The following is an 18308-nucleotide window of genomic DNA, read 5'->3' as shown; positions in this document are numbered from 1 at the left end:
TCTCCTCGGTCTCGTGCGGGTCAGTGGTGGGCGGCGTGGCCGTGGCTGTGCACGCCGTCGGGGCCGTGCCGCTCGTCGGGCTGCTCCGCGGCAGCGGCGGCGTCCTCCGCCCGCGACCGGCGCAGGTCGACGACGCCGAGCACGAGCGCGGCGCCGGCGCCGAGCACCGACACGGCCAGCCCCGCGGCGGCCGCCGCTGGGTGGTCGCCGGTGGCCGACAGCACCAGGTAGAAGAGACCGGGCAGCGCCGCGGTGCCGATCGCGGCGCCGAAGCGCTGCGCGGTCTGCAGCCCGCCACCCGCCGAGCCGGCCATCGACACCGGCACGTCGCGCAGGGTCATCGTGATGTTGGGCGAGATGACGAACCCGCCACCGATGCCGCCCAGCAGCAGCGCCGGCGCGACCGCCCAGCCGGCCGCCGACGGCGGGACGACCAGCAGCACGACCGCGGCCGCCGCCAGGCCCACCATGACGACGGCCAGCCCGATCACGGTGAGCCGGCGCCCGTACCGCTCGACCAGGCGCCCGGCGACCACGGCCGACGACGCCGAGCCGATGGCGAACGGGGTGACCGCCAGGCCGGACTGCAGCGGCGTGTAGCCCAGGCCGGTCTGGAAGAACAGGGCGAAGACCAGCCAGATGCCGCTGAACCCGACGAAGTACACGGTGCCCAGCGCCGCGCCGATGCCGTAGCCGCGGGTCTGCGTGACCAGCCGCGGGTCGAACACCGGCTGCCCGTCGCGGGCGACCACCCGCCGCTCCCACGCCACGAACAGCGCCAGCAGCAGGGCGCCGACGGGGAACAGCCACCACAGCCGCGACAGCCCGCCGGACTCGGCCTGCACCAGCGGGAACAGCACCGCGAGCGCCCCGGCGCCGAGCAGGGCGACGCCGACGCCGTCGATGTGCCCGCGCCCGCCGCTGCCGCCGCGCGGGAGCAGCCGCAGCGCCAGGGCGAAGGCGACGACGCCGATCGGCACGTTGACGTAGAACAGCCACCGCCAGCCGTCGGGGCCGGACGCGAGGCCGAGGATCGCGCCGCCGGCGATGGGCCCGACGGCGGTCGAGATGCCGACCGTGGCGCCGAACAGGCCGAACGCCCGCCCGCGCTCGGGCCCGCGGAACAGCTGCTGGATGAGCGCGGAGTTCTGCGGCGCGAGGCAGCCCGCGGCCAGGCCCTGCACCAGCCGGGCGGCGATCAGCCAGCCCACCGACGGCGCCGCGCCCGCGGCCGCGCTGGAGAGCACGAACCCGGCGAGGCCGACGAGGAACAGCCGGCGCCGGCCGAGAGCGTCGCCGAGCCGGCCCGCGGGCACGAGCACCAGGCCGAAGGTGAGCGCGTAGCCCGAGACCACCCACTGCACGGTCGCCGGCGTCGCACCGAGGTCGGTCTGCAGCGAGGGCAGGGCCACCGACACGATGCTGACGTCGAGCAGGGTCATGAAGCCGACGACGAGCGTCACCGACAGCGCCGACCAGCGCTTCGGGTCGGGGCGGAACTCGTCGCCGGGGGCGGCGCAGGGGGGCGCGTCGGTCTGGGCTCGGGGTGGCACGGGGGTCCTTCCGGGGTGGTGCGGGTGCGGATGGCGGGATCGGCGGGTGTCAGTCGGCCGCGGGCGGCTCGCCGCGGCCGGCCCGGGCCGCGCGCACGACGGCGCGGCGGATGCCGACGTAGCCGGTGCAGCGGCAGAGGTTCGCGGCCAGCAGCTCGGTCAGCTTCTGCTCGTCCCGGTCCAGGAAGGGGTCGTCGTCGAGGGCCTGCTGCAGCAGCGTGAGGAAGCCCGGCGTGCAGAAGCCGCACTGCAGCCCGTGCTCGGCGGAGAACGCCTCCTGCAGCGGGGAGAGCCGGTCGCCGTCGGCCAGCCCCTCCACGGTGCGCACCTCGGACCCCTCGCACTGCAGCGCGAGCACGAGGCAGGAGCGCACCGCCTCGCCGTCGACCGAGACGGTGCACGAGCCGCACACCCCGTGCTCGCAGGCGAGGTTGGTGCCGGTGAGGCCGAGGCCGTCGCGCAGGACGTCGGCGAGGGAGTCGCGGGCCTCGACGGCGACCCGCCGCGGCTGCCCGTTCACGGTCATCCGCACGTCCATCAGGCCGCCTCCCCCAGCGCCTCGGTGAGCGCCCGCGCGGTGAGCACGCCGAGCGCGTGCCGCCGGTACTCCGCCGAGCAGTGCGGCTCGGACGCCGGGTCGGCCGCGGCGGCCGCGGCGTCGGCGGCCGCGCACACCGCCTCCGGGGACCCGTCGCTGCCCACCAGGGCCGCCTCGGCCTCCGCCGCGCGCACGGGGACGCCGGCGGCGTTGGCCAGCCCGATGCGGGCCCGCGTCACCCGGCCGGCCGCGACGTGCACGGCGCAGCCGGCGGCGGCCAGCGCGAAGCTGCCGGAGGTGCGGCGCAGCTCGGCGAACCCGACGCCGGCACCCGCGCCGAGCAGCGGCAGCGTCACCGCGGTGAGCACCTCGTCCGGGGCGCGCTGCGTGCGGTGCGGCCCGCGGAACCAGTCGGCGGCGGCGACCTCCCGCTCCCCCGCCGGGCCGCGCACGGTCATCCGCGCGTCCAGCGCCCGGGCCAGCGCGCACCACTCGGCGGCCGGGTGCGCCCAGGCCAGCGACCCGGCGAAGGTGCCCCGAGCCCGGATCGGCGGGTGCGCCACGTAGGCGGCCGCGCGGCGCAGCAGCCGCGCGAGCGGGTCGTCGAGCTCCAGCCGCTCGACGGCGGCGTGCCGGACCAGCGCGCCCAGGCGCAGCTCGCCGTCGGCCACGGCCAGGCCGGCGAGGTCCGCCGCGCCCGCGAGGTCGACCAGGACGCCGCGGCGCACGTCGCCGTAGCGCAGCTCCAGCAGCAGGCTCTGCCCGCCGGCGAGCACCGCCGCGTCGTCGCCCGACTCGGCCAGCAGCGCGACCGCCTCGTCGGCGGAGCCGGCCCGGCGGTAGCTGATCGGCGGGAGCTTCACGGCTTCCCCGGCCGGCGATCGGGTAGGTGCACCGGGCAACAGTGCCCACGGAAGGGGTCGGGTCATGCGCCGTCTCGGCGATCCGCTGCCGCGCCGGGAGGACGCCGACCTCCTGACCGGTCGCGCCCGCACCGTCGCCGACCTGACCGCCGCGGACGTCGGCGCCCCGGTCCTGGAGCTCGCGTTCGTCCGGAGCCCGGTGGCGCACGGGCGGCTGCGCGGCGCCGACGTGACCGCCGCGCGGGAGGTGCCCGGCGTCGCCGGCGCCTGGGCCGCCGCCGACCTGCCCGGCCTGCCGCCCACCCCGGTGCCGCCGGCCGGCCGGGGCGCGCTGGCCGGCCGGGACTGGGCCGCGCTGGCCGCCGACCGGGTGCGCTTCGTCGGCCAGCCGGTGGCCGTGGTCGCCGCCGACAGCCGGGCGCACGCCGAGGACGGCGCCCGCCGGGTCGTCCTCGACGTCGAGGAGCTGCCCCCGGTGCTCGGCGTCCGCGCGGCGCTGGCCGACGACGCCCCGCGGCTCTGGGACGGCCGCGACAACGTGGCGCAGGTGCACACCTCCGACGAGACGCCCGACGACCTCGCGGACGCGTTCGCCGGCGCGCCGGTCGTCGTCGAGGGCCGGTTCCGCCAGCCCCGGCTGCTGCCCACCTCGCTGGAGGGCCGCGCGGTGCTGGCCCGCCCCGACGACGGCGGCGGGGGGACCGTGTGGGTGTCCCACCAGGCGCCGCACAGCCTGCGCGGGGCGCTGGCCGAGGCGTTCGCGCTCGACCCGCGGCAGGTGCGGGTGGTCGTGCCGGCCACCGGCGGCGCGTTCGGCGCGAAGAGCCAGGGCTATCCCGAGTACGTCGTCGCGGTGGCGCTCGCCCGGCTGACCGGGCGGCCGGTGCGCTGGTCGGAGGACCGCATCGAGGCGATGACGGCGGCCACCCGCGGGCGCGGCCAGGACCAGGTCACGCGCATGGCCGCCGACGCCGACGGCCGGATCCTCGCCTACTCGCTCGACGTGCTCGCCGACCTCGGCGCCTATCCGCACACCGGTGCCCAGGTGCCGTCCTTCACCGTCGGGATGGCCACCGGCGCGTACCGGACGCCGCGGGTGGGCGCGCGGGCCACCTGCGTGCTCACCACGACGCCGCCCAGCTCCTCCTACCGCGGCGCGGGGCGCCCGGAGGCGGCCTACGCGGTGGAGCGGACGGTGGACCTGCTGGCCCGCCGGCTCGGGATGGACCCCGCCGAGCTCCGCCGGCGCAACCTCCTCCGCCCCGACGAGCTCCCGTACGAGACGCCGACCGGCCGCACGTACGACTCCGGCGACTACGGCGCGGCGCTGGAGAGACTGCTCGCGGAGGTGGGGTACGACGACGTCCGCGCCGAGCAGGCCCGCCGCCGCGCCGACGGCGGGCGGCCGCTGGGCATCGGGCTGGCCACCTACGTCGAGCGGTCCGGGGCGGCGCCGCACACCCCCGAGTACGGCGCGGTCGAGGCCTGCCCGGACGGCACCGTGGTGGCGCGCACCGGCTCGCAGTCGACCGGGCAGGGGCATCTCACGTCGTTCGCGCAGGTGGTCGCGGCGGCGCTGGACGTCGACCTCGACGCCGTCCGGGTCGTGCAGGGCGACACCGCCGAGGTGCCCGACGGGTTCGGCAGCTTCGGCAGCCGGTCGATGCAGGTCGGCGGCGGCGCGCTGTGGCACGCCGCGCAGCGGCTGGTGCAGGAGGCCCGCCGCCGGTTCGCCGTGCACCGCGGCACCGCCGACGACGCCGTCTCCTACGCCGCCGGGGTCCTGTCGGCGCCCGGCGCGCAGCCGATGACGCTGGCCGAGGTCGCGGCGGCCACCGGCCCGCTCACCGGCGAGCAGTCCTTCACCCCGCCGCAGGCCTTCCCCTACGGCGCCTACGCCGCGGTGGTGGAGGTCGACCCCGACCTCGGCGTCGTCGACGTGCAGCGGCTGGTCGCCGTCGACGACTACGGCGTGGTGGTCAACCCGCTGCTCGTCGACGGCCAGGGCTACGGCTCGGTCACCCAGGGGCTCGGGCAGGCGCTCACCGAGGAGGCGGTCACCGCGCCCGACGGCCGCCCGGCGGCCACCTCGCTGCTCGACCACCTGCTGCCCACCGCCGCCGACGTGCCGCCGGTGCAGCTGGAGGAGACCGCGGTGCCCAACCCGAACCAGCCGTTCGGCGCGAAGGGCGCCGGCGAGGCGGGGTGCATCGGGGTGCCGCCGGCGGTGGTCAACGCCGTCTGCGACGCCCTCGACGTCGACTCGGTGGACATGCCACTGACCCCGGAGACCGTCTGGCGGGCGCTCCGGGGCCGGTGACGGCGGTCAGTCGAGGACGGCGGTGGCGTCGACCTCGATGAGCAGGTCCGGCTCGGCCAGCGCGGCCACCGGGATGAGGGTGACCGGCCGGGTCAGGTCGCGGCCGAGCCGGGCCGACGCCCGGGCCACGCCCTCGCCGAGCGCAGCCAGCTTGTCGGGGCTCCAGTCGACGACGTACAGGACGAGCTTGGCGACGTCGTCGACCGTGCCGCCGGCGGCGTCCAGCGCGGTGGCCACGTTGAGGAACGCCTGCTCGGTCTGCGCCGCGAGGTCGCCGGCGCCGACCGGCTCCCCCTCGGCGGTGCGGGCGACCTGGCCGGCCAGGTAGACGGTGCGGCTGCCGGTGGCCACGGCCATCTGCCGGTAGACGCCGGGGACGGGCAGGCCGGGCGGGTCGATCAGCTGGACGGTCACGGTTCCTCCTCGGGAGTGGCGGGGGCCGTAACATAGCAGCGCTATGCTACGGTGCGCCAGTGCCCCGAAGACCCGATCCCGCACTCCGGTCCCTGCTGGTCGAGCGGGCGGCGCGGATGCTCGCCGCCCGGGAGCCGGTGACGCTGCGCGCGCTGGTCGAGGGGACGGGCGCCTCGACCATGGCCGTCTACACGCACTTCGGCGGGATGCCGGGGCTGTGGAGCGCGGTGCGGCAGGAGGGCTTCACCCGGCTCGCCGCCCGGCTGGCCGCCGTCCCCCGAACCGGCGACCCGGTGCACGACGTGGCGGCCCACGGCGTCGCCTACGCCCGCAACGCGCTGGAGGCCCCGGAGCTGTACCGCGCGATGTTCGACGCCCGCGCCGACCTGGCCGACGCCGCGGCCGCCGACGCCACCTTCCAGCGGCTGGTCGACGCCGTCGCCCGCGCCCGCGACGAGGGCCGGCTCGACCCCGGCACCGACCCCCTGGCGCTGGCCACCCGCTCCTGGGCGGCCGGGCACGGGCTGGTCTCCCTCGTGGTGCAGGGCGTGCTGCCGGCCGCGGTCCTCGCACCGCAGGCGTCCGCCACCACCGTCGCGCTGCTGACGGCGGCGGGCGACGACCCGGACCGCTGCCGCGCCTCCGTGGAGCGCGCCTGGGCGGCCGGCTGAGACGGCGCAAGATCGGTCGGGCGCGGGAGGCCCCCGGCTCGCCAGACTCGTCGTCGTGACCCCGCCCGGACGTGACCGCCTGCGCGAACTGCTCGACGCCGTCCTCGACGAGGACAACCGCTCGCTCGCCGACATGGCCGGCGACGCCTACGCCTCCCCGTTCCACTTCAGCCGCCAGGTGTCCGGCGGGGCCGGCGAGTCGCCGGTCGCGCTGCGCCGGCGGGTGGTCCTCGAGCGCGCGGCCTGGCAGCTGCGGCAGGGCGCGAGCGTGACCGACGCCGCCTTCGCCGCCGGCTACGAGTCGGTCGAGGGGTTCAGCCGCGCCTTCGCCCGCGCCTACGGGTCCCCGCCGAGCGCCGTGACCGGGGCCGGGGACGGGGCCGGTGGGGCGGCCGGCGGGCGTGACGCGCACTGGCTGCCGGCGCCCAACGGCCTGCACTTCCACCCGCCGGCGTCGCTGTGGGTGTCCGACGAGCCGGTGCGCCGCGGCGACGAGGTGACCGCGCTGCTGGTGCACCACGGCGTCGAGGACACCCGGGGGCTGCTGGAGCTGGCGAAGGGCCTGCCGGACGAGGAGTACCGGCGGGTGCGCGCGCCCGGGGCCGAGGTGCTGCCCTGGGACGGGCCGGAGGAGACGCTGGCCGCCGTCCTCGACCACGAGGTGTGGACGCTGGAGGTCTGGGTCGCCTCGATCGAGGGCCGCGACACCCCGGCCCGCGGTGGCGACGACGTCGCCACCCTGCTCGACCGGCACGCCGCCGTCGCGCCCCGGTGGCTCGCGGCCGTGCGCGACGTCGCCCGGCGCGGCGCCTGGAACGACCGGCTCGTCGACGCGCTCTGCGACCCGCCGGAGAGCTTCGTGCTCGCCGGCGTCGTGGCGCACGTCCTCACCTACTCCGCGCACCGCCGCCTGCTGGCGCGGACCTGGCTGCGCGCGGCCGGTGTCGCCGTCGACACCGGCGACCCCCTCGACTGGCTGACCCGGAGGAACCGATGACCCGCACCGTCTACTACACCGCCACCACGCTCGACGGCTTCATCGCGAGCGCCGAGCACTCGCTGGACTGGCTCCTGACCCGCGAGGCCGACCACGAGGGCGCCCTGGGCTACAAGGCGTTCGAGAAGACCGTCGGCTCGCTGGTGATGGGCGCCTCGACCTACGAGTGGGTGCAGCGGCAGGGCGAGGACTGGGCCTACGACCAGCCCGCGTGGGTGCTCACCCACCGGCAGCTGACGCCCTACGAGGGCCGCGACATCCGGTTCACCGCCGCCGACACCGACGGGGAGCTGCGGGCGCTGCACGCCGAGATGGTCGCCGCGGCCGGCGACCTCGACGTGTGGATCGTCGGCGGCGGGCCGGTGGCCGCGCGGTTCGCGGAGGCAGGGCTGCTCGACGAGGTGGTCGTGTCGATCGCGCCGGTCACGCTGGGCGCGGGCATGCCGCTGCTGCCGGCGCACGTCGAGCTGGTCACCCGCGAGGTGGCGCAGAACGGCGAGTTCGCCGTCGTCCGCTACGACGTCGTCCGTCCCGGCGGGGACTGAGCAGGGCACGCCGGCGCCGGGCGCGGCAGACTGGGGAGGTCAGCCGGCCCGGATCCGAGGAGGTCGCCGGTGGCCGCCCCGTCCGATCCCCTCGGCGCCCTCACCGCCGGCGAGCCCGACGGCACCCTGCTCAGCGCGGCCGGCCGGTCGGCCGATCCCGCGCGCGACGGCGCCGTCCTGGCCGCCTGGGCCCGCGCCGTGCGCGCCGACGCCGCCGAGGGCCGCGAGCGCGCGCGGGCCTCCCTGCAGCGGATCGCCGAGCGGCACCGCTCGCTGCGCCCGTTGCCCGCCCCTGACGTGCCCCGCATCCCGGCGATGCCGGACGCCGGGACCGCGGTGCTGCGGGCGCGCCTGCGCGACCTGGAGGCGGAGAACGAGGGCCTGCGGGCGGCGCTGGGCTCCAACCGGCGCATCGGCATGGCGATCGGCGTCCTCATGGCCTCCCGTCGGCTGACCGCCGAGCAGGCCTTCGACGCCCTGCGCACCGCCAGCAGCCACGCCAACCGCAAGCTGCGCGACGTCGCCGAGGACGTGCTGTGGACCGGGACGCTGCCCGCCACGGGGCAGCGCCCGCGCCGCTGACCCGCCCGGAGCCGTCAGGCGGAGCGGATCACCGAGACGTCGAACTCGATCTGGATCCGGTCGCTGACCAGCACGCCGCCGGTGTCGAGCGGCGTGTTCCAGGTCAGGCCCCAGTCGCTGCGCTTGATCGCCAGCGCGCCCTCGAAGCCGACCCGGGTGTTGCCGAACGGGTCCTTCGCCGAGCCGGTCAGCGCGAACTCCACCGTGACCGGGCGGGTCACGTCGCGGATGGTCAGGTCACCGGTGACCTCGTAGACCTCGTCGTCGAGCTGCTCGACCTCGGTGGAGGCGAACACGATCTCCGGCCACCGCTCGACGTCGAGGAAGTCCGGCGAGCGCAGGTGCGCGTCGCGGTCGGCCTGGCCGGTGTCGATGCTCGCCGTCCGGATGCGGATGGCCACCGAGCTCGCGCCGGGCTTGGCGACGTCGAGGTGCGCCTCCCCGGCGAAGTCGGTGAACGACCCCCGGACCGTCGTGACCATCGCGTGCCGGGCACGGATGCCGATGCGGGTGTGCGCGACGTCGATGACGTAGTCACCCGAGACGTCGGCCAGCGCGGCCGTGGCCGCGTCGAAGTCGGTGGGGCCACCATCGGGTGCCCGGTGCTTCGCCACGTCAGATCCCTCCCCCTCGCTGGCTGACCATCCTCGCAGGTGTCCCGGCGGAACGGTCAGCGGCCGGGACGGAACGGGTTGCGGCCCGGCCGGAACAGCGTCTCCTGCGTCAGGCTCGCGGCCAGCACCCCGTCGGCGGTGGTCACCGCACCGGTGTACCAGCCGCGGCCGCCGGCCACCGTGTGCGGGACCAGGTCCATGAGCACCCACTCGTCGAGCCGGGCCGGGCGGTGGAACCAGGCGGCGTGGTCCAGCGTCGGCCCGGGCGCCGCCTCGTCCTCCGGCAGCGCCGAGAGGCCCGTGCCGATGTCGGAGAGGTAGAGCAGCGCGCAGGCGTGCAGCAGCGGGTCGTCGGGCAGCGGCACGGTGGCGCGGGCCCAGAAGCGGGTGGGCCACGAGGCGTCCGGATAGGGCTGCGAGGGGCGGCGGCCCTCGAAGGAGAACAGCCGCGGCAGCTGCACCGGCTCGGCGTCGGCGGGGTCCTCGGCGGCGGGCGCGGCGGCCACCTGCAGGTCGGGTCCGGCGGTGGGCGCCTGGAACGACGCCGACATCGACAGCACCACCTCGCCGCCCTGCACGGCCACGACGCGGCGGGCGGAGAACGAGCCGCCGTCGCGGTCGCGGTCGACGTGGAAGACCGCCGGCCGCGCGGCGTCGCCGCTGCGCAGGAAGTAGCCGTGGAGCGAGTGCGGCAGCCGGTCGGGGGCCACCGTGCGGCCGGCGGCGAGCAGCGCCTGCGCCGCGACCTGGCCGCCGTACAGCGGGAAGGGGTCGGCGAACAGCAGGGTGCTGCGGTAGAGGTCGCGGTCCAGCTCCTCGAGCGTCAGCACGTCGAGCAGCGTGGGGTCCCCGGCGTCGGCGCTCACGGCCGCCGAACGTAACCGGGCCCGGGGCCGCCGCTGCAGGCGACCCCGGGCCCGGGCTCGTGCGGGGGCGGCTCCTGGGGTCGATCCCGCGCTCCCGGGGTCCTGCAGGGCCCCCGGAGACCGGGGAACACCCCAGGAGCGGAGCCAGGGCCGCCTCCCGCGCGCGGGAGGCGGACCCGGCGGGGTCAGAGCAGCTCGAGGATGGTGGCGTTGGCCTGGCCGCCGCCCTCGCACATCGTCTGCAGGCCGTAGCGGATGCCGTTGTCGCGCATGTGGTGCACGAGCGTCGTCATGATCCGCGCGCCCGAGCCGCCGAGCGGGTGGCCGAGGGCGATGGCGCCGCCGTTGGGGTTGAGCGCCTTGGTGTCGGCGCCCATCTCCGCGAGCCAGGCCAGCGGCACCGGCGCGAACGCCTCGTTCACCTCGAACGCGCCGATCTCGTCGATCGACAGCCCCGACTTCTCCAGCGCCTTCTGGGTCGCCGGGATCGGCGCGGTCAGCATGATCACCGGGTCGGCCCCGGCCAGGACGGCGGTGTGCACGCGGGCGATCGGGCGCAGGCCGAGCTCGGCGGCCTTCTCCGACGTGGTCATGAGGAGCGCGGCCGACCCGTCGGAGATCTGCGAGGAGTTGCCGGCGGTGATGACGCCGTCCTCGCTGAAGGCCAGCTTGAGCGAGCCGAGCTTCTCCACCGTGGACTCTCGGATGCCCTCGTCCTGGCTCACGACCGTGCCGTCGGGCGTGGTGACCGGGGCGATCTGGGCGTCGAAGCGGCCCTCGGCGCGGGCGGCGGCGGCCTTCTCGTGGCTGGCAACGGAGAACTCGTCGCACTGCTGCCGCGACAGGCCCCAGCGCCGCGCGATCTCCTCCGCGCCCAGGCCCTGGTTGATCTTCACCCCGCCGTAGCGCTCGGCGAACCGGCTGCCGAACGGGTTGGCGTCCTGCCGGGCGCTGCCCATCGGCACCCGCGACATCGACTCGACCCCGCCGGCCACGACGACGTCGTACTGGCCCGAGACCAGGCCCGCGGCGGCGAAGTGCACCGACTGCTGCGAGGAGCCGCACTGCCGGTCGACGGTCACGCCCGTCACGGTCTCCGGCCAGCCCGCGGCGAGCACGGCGGTGCGGGCGATGTCGAAGGTCTGCTCGCCCACCTGGGAGACGCAGCCCCAGATCACGTCGTCGACCTGCGCCGGGTCCAGGCCCGCCCGCTCGACCAGCGACGTCAGCACGTGCGCCGACAGGTCGACCGGGTGCACCCCGGACAGGCCGCCGTTGCGCTTGCCCACCGGCGCGCGCACCGCCTCCACGATCACCGCGTCACGCATCGTTGCTCCCCTCGACTGGTGTGGTGCCCGGCACACTAACCCCGGTCCGCGGCGGCCCGGCCGCGGGACCGGAGCAGCGCCGCGGCCACGGCCAGGGCGACCGCGGCGGCGGTGAGCCAGCCCGCCGCCGCGCCGGCCGCACCGGCGACGAGCAGCACGACGGCGACGCCCAGCGCGGTGCCGAGCTGGGCGGCGGTGTTGACCACCCCGGCCGCGGTGCCCTGCAGCTCCGACGGGACGGAGGTGCCCAGCGACGTGGCCGCCACCGACGACAGCCCGATGCCCAGCCCCGCGACGGCGGCCGCCACCGGCACCGCCCACGGCGAGAGCAGCGCCCCGAGCAGCCCGGCGTCGCCGACGGCGATGACGGCGAGGCCCGCCGCGGCGGCCGTGCGGGGCTCGGTGCGGCGCAGCACCCGGGCGGCCAGGGCGGCGCCCGCGACCACGCACAGGCTGAACGGGACGAGTGCCAGCCCGGCCGCCGTCGGCCCGAACCCGGCCTCGTCCTGCAGGTGCAGCGTCGCGAGGGTGACCGCCGACGACGTGGCGGCCGTGTTGGCCGCCGAGGCGAGCGCGCCGGCCCGCAGGCCCGGGTGCCGGAGCGCCGCCGGGGGCAGCAGCGGGTCCGCGGCGCGGCGCTCGACCGCGGGCAGCGCCGCGGCCAGGGCGGCGCCGGCCGCCACGAGCAGTCCGCCGGCCGCCCGGTGCCCGCCGTGCTCGAGCAGCGCGGCCCCGCCGACGACGGCGGCCACCGACGCCGCGAGCACCGCCGCGCCGGCGACGTCGAGCCGCCCGGCGGCCTGCCGCGGCGCCGCGGGCGCGGTGGCGCGCACCGCGGCGAGCAGGGCCACCGCGAGCGGCACCGACAGCCAGAACAGCGTCCGCCAGCCGGCGAGGTCGGTGAGCACCCCGCCGAGGACCAGCCCGGCCGCGCCCGCGGCGGCACCGGCGGCGCTCCACGCGGCCAGCGCGCGGCGTCGCGGCTCCCCGTCCGGGGCGGCGGCGGTGAGCAGCCGCAGCGCCGGCGGCACCGACAGCGCGGCCGCGGCGCCGAGGACGCCGCGGGCGGCGACGAGCACCCCCACCGACGGGGCGGTCGCCGCCGCCAGCGAGGCCAGCCCGAACAGCACCAGCCCGGCCTGCAGCACGCGCACGGCGCCGTACCGGTCGCCGAGGCGGGCGCCGAGGACGAGCAGCGCGCCGAAGAGGACGGAGTAGACGGTGACGACGGGCGTGGCCGCCGACGGCGGGGCGCCGAGGTCGGCGAGCACCGCCGGTAGCGCGGCCACCACCAGCGTGGTGCCGAGGACGTCGGTGAACTGGACCGCGCAGAGCACGGCCACCGCGCCGCGCGCGGCCCGCGGAGGGGCGGCTCCCGGGGGCATGCGGGCACCCCTACCCGTCTTCTTCATCGATGAAGCGCGCAGGATGGGACCGTGCCCGCCGACCGCCCGAGGACGCTGCGCGACGTCGCCGCCGAGCTCGGGGTGTCGGCGAAGACGGTCTCCAACGCCTTCTCCCGGCCCGACCAGCTCTCCCCGCAGCTGCGCGAGCGGGTGCTGGACACCGCCCGCCGGCTCGGCTACCCGGGCCCGAACCCGCTGGCGGCCGGGCTGCGCCGCGGGCGGGTCGGCGCGATCGGCGTCGCCTACGACAACGGCCTGTCCTACGCCTTCGACGACCCGGTTGCGCTCGCCCTGCTGGCCGGCGCGTCCGCGGTGGCCGAGCCCGCCGGCGCGGGGCTGCTGCTGGTGCCGGGGTCCACCGACGCCCGCCGCCGGCTCGCCGCCGTGCACGGCGCCGTCGTCGACGGGCTGGTCGTCTGCTCCCTGGGCGACGACGACCCGCTGCTCGCCGCGGCCGCCGCCCGCGGGCTGCCGCTGGCCGTGGTCGACCAGCCCCGGCCCGCCCGGCTGGCGGAGCTCGGGGCGCCCGGGACGCCGTGGGTGGGCGTCGACGACCGGGCCGCCGCGGCCGGGGTCGCGGAGCACCTGCTCGCCCTCGGGCACCGGCGGATCGCCGTCGTCTCCTTCGGCATGCACGCCGAGCCGATCGAGCGCGGCCTGGCCGGCGCAGGCGTGCAGGACGCGGCCACCTACGCCGTCACCCGCGACCGGCTGGCCGGCTACCGCGACGCCGTCGAGCGGGCCGGGCTGGACTGGTCGGCGGTGCCGGTGTGGCACGGCGAGGACAGCACCCCCGACGTCGGCGCCGCCGGCGCGGAGGCGGTGCTCGGCCTCTCCCCCGCGCCGACGGCGCTGCTGTGCCTGAGCGACCGGCTCGCCGAGGGCGCACTCGCGGTGGCCGCCCGCCGCGGGCTGCGCGTCCCGGAGGACCTGTCGGTCGCCGGGTTCGACGACGCCGCCCCGGCCGCGGGCCTCGGCCTGACGACCGTGCGCCAGCCGGTCCGGGAGAAGGGCCGGGCGGCGGCGGCCGCGCTGCTCGACGCGATCGCCGGCCGCCCGGCGCCGCCCCCGCTCACGCTCCCCACCGAGCTCGTCGTCCGGGCGACGACGGGCCTGCCGCCGGAGGACTAGCGGCCGCGCCAGACCGGGGCGCGGCGCTCGGCGAAGGCGGTCGCGCCCTCGCGCGCGTCCTCGGAGGAGAACACCGGCTCGATGAGCTCCTGCTGCCGGGCCCAGCCCTCCTCGGCGGTCCAGTCGGCGGTCGAGCGGGCGATCTGCTTGGTCGCCGCCACCGCGAGCGGGCCGTTGGCGGCGATCACGCCGGCCAGTTCGACGGCGGCCTCCAGCGCGCCGCCGTCGTCGACGACCCGGTTGACCAGCCCGACGGCGGCCGCGCGCTCCGCGTCGACCGGCTGCCCGGTCAGCAGCATCTCCATCGCGATCGCCTGCGGGATCCGCCGCGGCAGGAACAGCGCGGCGCCGGCGGCGGCCACCAGCGAGCGGCTCACCTCCGGCACACCGAAGCGGGCCCCCCGGCCGGCGACGACGAGGTCGCAGGCGAGCACCAGCTCGAAACCGCCGGCCAGCGCCCAGCCCTCGACGGCGGCCAGGAGCGGCTTGCGCGGCGGGGTCTGGGTGATGCCGCACAGCCCGCGGCCCTCGATGGCCGGCCGCTCGCCGCGCAGGAACGCCTTGAGGTCCATGCCGGCGGAGAAGGTGCCGCCCGCGCCGGTGAGGACGCCGGCCCGCAGCTCGTCGGAGGCGTCGAGCTCGTCGACGGCGGCGGCGACGCCCCGCGCCACGGCGGCGTCGAGGGCGTTCTTCGCCTCGGGCCGGTTGATCGTGATGACCTGCACGGCGCCGCGGCGCTCGACCAGGACCGGTTCGGACACGGGCGTGCCCCCTCCTCCGCGGCGGACCGCGGGCTCGTGCGGCCCCGTCAGCGGGGCCGCGACCACTCCGCCACGACGGCGGCGGCGTCGGCCGGGCCGTCGGCGACCGGCGCGGCGGGACCGGGCGGCGTGCGCGAGAAGCGCGGGGCGGGCGCCGCCTGCACCACCCCGCCGACCTCGGTGAACGTGCCGCGGGCGGCCAGGTGCGGGTGCGCCGGCGCCTCGCCCGGCTCGAGCACCGGGGTGACGCAGGCGTCGGTGCCCTCGAACACCCGCTCCCAGTGCTCCCGCGGTTCCGCCGCGAAGGCGCGGGTGAACTCCTCGCGCAGCCGCTGCCAGCCGCCGGGATCCATCTGCGCCGGCAGGCCCGCGTCCGCGAGGCCGAGGCCCGCGAGCAGCTGGGCGTAGAACTGCGGCTCCAGCGCCCCGACCGCGACGAACCGGCCGTCGGCGCAGGGGTAGACGTCGTAGAAGGGCGCGCCGCCGTCGAGCAGGTTGGTGCCGGGCCGGTCGGACCACACGCCCATGCCGCGCATCGACCACATGAGCTGCGAGACCAGCGCGACGCCGTCGACCATCGCGGCGTCGACCACCTGCCCGCAGCCCGACACGGTCCGCTCGTGCAGCGCCGACAGGATGCCGACCAGCAGCAGCATCGAGCCGCCGGCGTAGTCGGCGACGAGGTTCAGCGGCGCCCGCGGCGTCTCGCCCGGGTGACCGAGGGCCGCCAGCGTGCCGGTGAGCGACAGGTAGTTGACGTCGTGCCCGGCCCGCTGCGCCCACGGCCCGTCCTGACCCCAGCCGGTCATCCGCGCGTAGACCAGCCCGGGGTTGCGCTCGTGGCAGGCGTCGGGGCCGAGGCCGAGGCGCTCGGCGACGCCGGGCCGGAAGACGTCGACGAGCACGTCGGCGTGCGCGGCGAGGGAGAGCACGAGCTCGCGGCCCTCGTCGGTCTTGACGTCGGCGGCGACCGGGCGCCGGCCGCGCATCACGACGTCGCGGCCGCCCTCGGACATCCGCAGACCGCCGGCGGGCCGCTCCACCCGGACGACGTCGGCGCCGAGGTCGGCGAGCACCATCGCCGCGTGCGGGCCGGGGCCGATGCCGCCGAGCTCGACCACGCGCAGGCCCGCGAGCGGGCCGGTCACGCCGCGCTCCGCAGGTGCCGATCGAGGAAGCGCAGGATGCGGCCCCAGGCGTCCTCGGCCGAGGGCTGGTGGTAGCCGACGCCGACGACCTTCTCCAGCGCGGTGAACGGCCCCGCGTTGTGGTGGTTCAGGAAGGAGTGCCCGGCGCCGGGGTACTCGTGCACGTCGTGCGGGACACCGGCATCGGTGAGGATCCGCTCCAGCCGGGCGGCGGTGCCCCGCAGCGCGACGTCGCGCCGGCCGTAGCTGGCGACGACCGGGCAGGCGCCGGCGAGCACCCGCTCGGCGTCCTTCGGCAGGAAGCCGTAGTTGGGCGCGGCGACGTCGAAGCCGCGGGTGGCGCCCATGAGCGCGAAGCCGCCGCCCATGCAGAAACCGAGCACCCCGATCCGGCCGGTGCAGTCGTCGCGGTCGGCGAGGAAGCGGCGGGCGGCCTCGAGGTCGCCGAACGCCGGGCCCTGCCCGCTGTTCAGCGCGCGGAACGTCGAGCGCAGGCAGCGGCGCTTCCCGCCGGCGCTGAACAGGTCGGGGGCGACCGCGAGGTAGCCCGCGGCGGCGAGCCGGTCCGCGTGCTGGCGGACGTCGTCGGTGAGCCCGAAGACCTCGTGCACGACCACGACGCCCGGCCAGGGCCCCTCCCCCACCGGCGGGACGGCGAGGTGCGCGGACAGCTGCGGCGTGCTGACGCCGCCGGGGACGACGGTGCTGGGCAGGACGGCCTCCCGGGTCGCGGACGGTGCGGCGCGGCCGACGCTAGCGCCGCGGTGTGACCGCCGTCCCACCGGGCCGGGTGACGCGCGGATCACGCCCGGGGGGCTGGCGCGGACGGTCCTCAAGGAGGACAGTTGGAGATGCAGACCCAGCAGGTCGGAGCCGGTTTTCTGTGACCGGGACGACACCGCGGGGCCCGCCGGCAACGGCCGGGAGCGACCGTCGCCGTCGACCGTCGCACGAGGAGGACCCGTCATGACCCGCCTGCGCTCCGCCCTGGACTCCGCCCGCGCCACCCGCGCCCGTCGCCGTGACGACCGCGAGATCGCCCGCGCCCTGGCCTCCGCCCCGACGCTGGAGTCGGCGCACGAGATCGCCGCGCTGGCCGCGCGCCGCTGAGCCCCCGCCACTGAGCACGGCCGGCCCCGCGCCGGCCGCTCCCCACGACCCCTCGGCCCTCCGGCCGGGGGGTCGCGTCGTCCTGGGGTGTGGCCTGCGCGACATCCGCGGCGCTAGGGTGGCACTCAGTGCCACCGGCGGTGGGTCAGGGGCCGAGCGGACGGAGACGACAGTGGCGAACGCGTGGTTCGAGACCGTGGCCGAGGCCCAGCGGCGGGCGAAGCGCAGGCTGCCCAAGGGCGTCTACGGCGCCCTGGTCGCCGGCTCCGAGAAGGGCCTGACCGTCGACGACAACCTGCGGGCCTTCGACGAGCTCGGCTTCGCCCCGCACACCGCGGGCCTCGCCAACGCCCGGCAGATGACCACCACCGTCATGGGCCAGGAGGTCTCCATGCCGGTGCTGATCAGCCCCACCGGCGTGCAGGCGGTGCACCCCGACGGCGAGGTCGCCGTCGCCCGCGCCGCCGCTACCCGCGGCGTGGCCATGGGCCTGTCGTCGATGGCCAGCAAGCCGATGGAGGAGGTCATCGCCGCCAACCCGAAGACCTTCTTCCAGCTCTACTGGGTCGGCGACCGCGACACCATGGCCGCCAAGGTCGAGCGCGCCCGCCGCGCCGGCGCCGCCGGGCTGATCGCCACCCTCGACTGGTCCTTCGCCTACGGCCGGGACTGGGGCTCCCCCTTCATCCCCGAGAAGATCGACCTCGAGGCCGTCCGCCGCTACGCCCCGCAGGTGGCGCTCCGGCCGCGCTGGCTGCTGCAGTTCGCCCGCACGATGAAGCTGCCCGACCTCAGCGTGCCGAACATGGTCGGCGACCCCTCGGAGACCCCGCCGACCTTCTTCGGCGCCTACGGCGCGTGGATGCAGTCGCCCATGCCCACGTGGGAGGACGTCGCCTGGCTGCGCGAGCTGTGGGGCACGGACAAGCCGTTCATGCTCAAGGGCGTCATGCGCGTCGACGACGCCAAGCGGGCCGTGGACGCCGGCGTCACCGCCATCTCGGTGTCCAACCACGGCGGCAACAACCTCGACGGCACCCCGGCCTCCATCCGCGCCCTCCCGGCGATCGCCGAGGCCGTCGGCGACCAGGTCGAGGTCCTGCTCGACGGCGGCATCCGCCGCGGCTCCGACGTCGCCAAGTCCCTGGCCCTGGGCGCCAAGGCCGTGATGATCGGCCGCGCCTACCTGTGGGGCCTCGCGGCCAACGGGCAGGCCGGCGTCGAGAACGTCCTCGACCTGCTCCGCGACGGCCTCGGCTCGGCGCTCACCGGCCTGGCCCGCGAGTCCGCCGCCGACCTGTCCCGCGACGACGTCGTCGTCCCGCCCGGCTTCGAGCGGCGCCTCGGCGTCCCCGGCGACGACGCACCGGTCGCGACCGCCCCGGCGGCGCCGAAGGCCTCCACGCGACCGCGCCGCCCGAAGAGCGCCTGAGCCCGGGTCCGGGGCCGCTGCCGCGTCGC

19 protein-coding genes are annotated in these 18308 nt (G+C 77.5%); 8 read left to right on the top strand and 11 right to left on the bottom strand.

The genetic code is table 11. From position 1 onward, the window contains the following. Window positions 1–20 precede the first annotated feature (20 nt). From ACI78R_RS09205 to ACI78R_RS09195, 3 genes are read right to left on the bottom strand one after another with little or no spacing between them, the layout of a single operon-like run. Window positions 21–1553 carry an MFS transporter gene (locus tag ACI78R_RS09205; RefSeq protein WP_457040470.1) on the bottom strand — a complete coding sequence of 511 codons (1533 nt, stop codon included), beginning with the start codon at window positions 1551–1553 and terminating at the stop codon, window positions 21–23. Window positions 1554–1602: 49 nt separating this feature from the next. Next, window positions 1603–2091, bottom strand: coding sequence for a (2Fe-2S)-binding protein (locus ACI78R_RS09200; protein ID WP_457040469.1), 489 nt, complete (start codon window positions 2089–2091; stop codon window positions 1603–1605). Then, window positions 2091–2954, bottom strand: coding sequence for an FAD binding domain-containing protein (locus ACI78R_RS09195; RefSeq protein ID WP_457040468.1), 864 nt, complete (start codon window positions 2952–2954; stop codon window positions 2091–2093). The genes ACI78R_RS09200 and ACI78R_RS09195 overlap by 1 nt, the downstream gene beginning before the upstream one ends. A 64-nt stretch (window positions 2955–3018) precedes the next feature. Between ACI78R_RS09195 and ACI78R_RS09190 the strand changes: the two genes are divergently transcribed. After that, window positions 3019–5274 (top strand): xanthine dehydrogenase family protein molybdopterin-binding subunit, encoded by a 2256-nt coding sequence (locus ACI78R_RS09190; RefSeq protein WP_457040467.1) that lies wholly within the window; start codon window positions 3019–3021, stop codon window positions 5272–5274. Window positions 5275–5280: 6 nt separating this feature from the next. Here ACI78R_RS09190 and ACI78R_RS09185 read toward each other — a convergent pair whose 3' ends face one another. Then, window positions 5281–5688, bottom strand: coding sequence for a RidA family protein (locus ACI78R_RS09185; protein WP_073420097.1), 408 nt, complete (start codon window positions 5686–5688; stop codon window positions 5281–5283). Window positions 5689–5747: 59 nt separating this feature from the next. On the opposite strand from ACI78R_RS09185, the gene ACI78R_RS09180 reads away from it, so the two are divergent. The 4 genes from ACI78R_RS09180 to ACI78R_RS09165 all read left to right on the top strand — a co-directional run bounded on the left by ACI78R_RS09180 (window position 5748) and on the right by ACI78R_RS09165 (window position 8483). Then, window positions 5748–6359: a TetR/AcrR family transcriptional regulator gene (locus tag ACI78R_RS09180; protein ID WP_457040466.1), complete on the top strand. Its 612-nt coding sequence runs from the start codon at window positions 5748–5750 to the stop codon at window positions 6357–6359. A 55-nt stretch (window positions 6360–6414) separates the two neighbouring features. After that, window positions 6415–7356 carry a helix-turn-helix domain-containing protein gene (locus ACI78R_RS09175; RefSeq protein WP_457040465.1) on the top strand — a complete coding sequence of 314 codons (942 nt, stop codon included), beginning with the start codon at window positions 6415–6417 and terminating at the stop codon, window positions 7354–7356. After that, the gene (locus ACI78R_RS09170; protein ID WP_457040464.1) at window positions 7353–7901 is read left to right on the top strand and encodes a dihydrofolate reductase family protein; all 549 of its coding nucleotides are present in this window, start codon (window positions 7353–7355) and stop codon (window positions 7899–7901) included. The genes ACI78R_RS09175 and ACI78R_RS09170 overlap by 4 nt, the downstream gene beginning before the upstream one ends. Window positions 7902–7970: 69 nt before the next feature. After that, a complete protein-coding gene (locus ACI78R_RS09165; RefSeq protein WP_457040463.1) occupies window positions 7971–8483 on the top strand; it encodes an ANTAR domain-containing protein in 513 nt (170 codons plus the stop codon). A gap of 14 nt (window positions 8484–8497) precedes the next feature. Here ACI78R_RS09165 and ACI78R_RS09160 read toward each other — a convergent pair whose 3' ends face one another. The 4 genes from ACI78R_RS09160 to ACI78R_RS09145 form a co-directional block, all read right to left on the bottom strand. After that, window positions 8498–9097, bottom strand: a complete 600-nt coding sequence (locus ACI78R_RS09160; protein ID WP_336027159.1) for a YceI family protein — start codon at window positions 9095–9097, stop codon at window positions 8498–8500. Window positions 9098–9153: 56 nt separating this feature from the next. After that, window positions 9154–9963, bottom strand: a complete 810-nt coding sequence (locus ACI78R_RS09155) for an acyl-CoA thioesterase (protein ID WP_457040462.1) — start codon at window positions 9961–9963, stop codon at window positions 9154–9156. A gap of 185 nt (window positions 9964–10148) precedes the next feature. After that, complete coding sequence (locus ACI78R_RS09150; protein WP_457040461.1) at window positions 10149–11291, bottom strand: thiolase family protein; 1143 nt, start codon at window positions 11289–11291, stop codon at window positions 10149–10151. Between the two features lie 35 nt (window positions 11292–11326). Then, window positions 11327–12676 carry an MFS transporter gene (locus tag ACI78R_RS09145; RefSeq protein WP_457040460.1) on the bottom strand — a complete coding sequence of 450 codons (1350 nt, stop codon included), beginning with the start codon at window positions 12674–12676 and terminating at the stop codon, window positions 11327–11329. 51 nt (window positions 12677–12727) lie between these two features. Here ACI78R_RS09145 and ACI78R_RS09140 point away from each other — a divergent pair, with 51 nt between their 5' ends. After that, the gene (locus ACI78R_RS09140) at window positions 12728–13828 is read left to right on the top strand and encodes a LacI family DNA-binding transcriptional regulator (RefSeq protein WP_457040459.1); all 1101 of its coding nucleotides are present in this window, start codon (window positions 12728–12730) and stop codon (window positions 13826–13828) included. Here ACI78R_RS09140 and ACI78R_RS09135 read toward each other — a convergent pair. From ACI78R_RS09135 to ACI78R_RS09125, 3 genes are read right to left on the bottom strand one after another with little or no spacing between them, the layout of a single operon-like run. After that, window positions 13825–14589 carry a crotonase/enoyl-CoA hydratase family protein gene (locus tag ACI78R_RS09135; protein WP_073420714.1) on the bottom strand — a complete coding sequence of 255 codons (765 nt, stop codon included), beginning with the start codon at window positions 14587–14589 and terminating at the stop codon, window positions 13825–13827. The genes ACI78R_RS09140 and ACI78R_RS09135 overlap by 4 nt on opposite strands. 47 nt (window positions 14590–14636) lie before the next feature. Next, window positions 14637–15737, bottom strand: coding sequence for a CaiB/BaiF CoA transferase family protein (locus ACI78R_RS09130; protein WP_073420106.1), 1101 nt, complete (start codon window positions 15735–15737; stop codon window positions 14637–14639). Continuing rightward, window positions 15734–16543 carry a dienelactone hydrolase family protein gene (locus ACI78R_RS09125; RefSeq protein ID WP_245794490.1) on the bottom strand — a complete coding sequence of 270 codons (810 nt, stop codon included), beginning with the start codon at window positions 16541–16543 and terminating at the stop codon, window positions 15734–15736. Before ACI78R_RS09125 ends, ACI78R_RS09130 begins: the two co-directional genes overlap by 4 nt. 160 nt (window positions 16544–16703) lie before the next feature. On the opposite strand from ACI78R_RS09125, the gene ACI78R_RS09120 reads away from it, so the two are divergent. Together ACI78R_RS09120 and mftD are read left to right on the top strand one after the other, a co-directional pair. After that, complete coding sequence (locus tag ACI78R_RS09120; protein WP_175562841.1) at window positions 16704–16847, top strand: hypothetical protein; 144 nt, start codon at window positions 16704–16706, stop codon at window positions 16845–16847. Window positions 16848–17019: 172 nt separating this feature from the next. Continuing rightward, window positions 17020–18279 carry a pre-mycofactocin synthase MftD gene (gene mftD / locus ACI78R_RS09115; protein ID WP_457040458.1) on the top strand — a complete coding sequence of 420 codons (1260 nt, stop codon included), beginning with the start codon at window positions 17020–17022 and terminating at the stop codon, window positions 18277–18279. Window positions 18280–18308: the final 29 nt, after the last annotated feature.

This window comes from Geodermatophilus sp. SYSU D01106, from assembly GCF_054049995.1.
This window is presented reverse-complemented; position numbering and strand designations above follow the sequence as displayed.

Excerpts from the sequence above, each read along its gene's own strand:
- ACI78R_RS09145 (WP_457040460.1), bottom strand. The coding sequence starts at position 12,676 with ATGCCCCCGGGAGCCGCCCCTCCGCGGGCCGCGCGCGGCGCGGTGGCC.
- ACI78R_RS09190 (WP_457040467.1), top strand. The coding sequence starts at position 3,019 with ATGCGCCGTCTCGGCGATCCGCTGCCGCGCCGGGAGGACGCCGACCTC.
- ACI78R_RS09170 (WP_457040464.1), top strand. The coding sequence starts at position 7,353 with ATGACCCGCACCGTCTACTACACCGCCACCACGCTCGACGGCTTCATC.
- ACI78R_RS09120 (WP_175562841.1), top strand. The coding sequence starts at position 16,704 with ATGACCCGCCTGCGCTCCGCCCTGGACTCCGCCCGCGCCACCCGCGCC.
- ACI78R_RS09150 (WP_457040461.1), bottom strand. The coding sequence starts at position 11,291 with ATGCGTGACGCGGTGATCGTGGAGGCGGTGCGCGCGCCGGTGGGCAAG.
- ACI78R_RS09200 (WP_457040469.1), bottom strand. The coding sequence starts at position 2,091 with ATGGACGTGCGGATGACCGTGAACGGGCAGCCGCGGCGGGTCGCCGTC.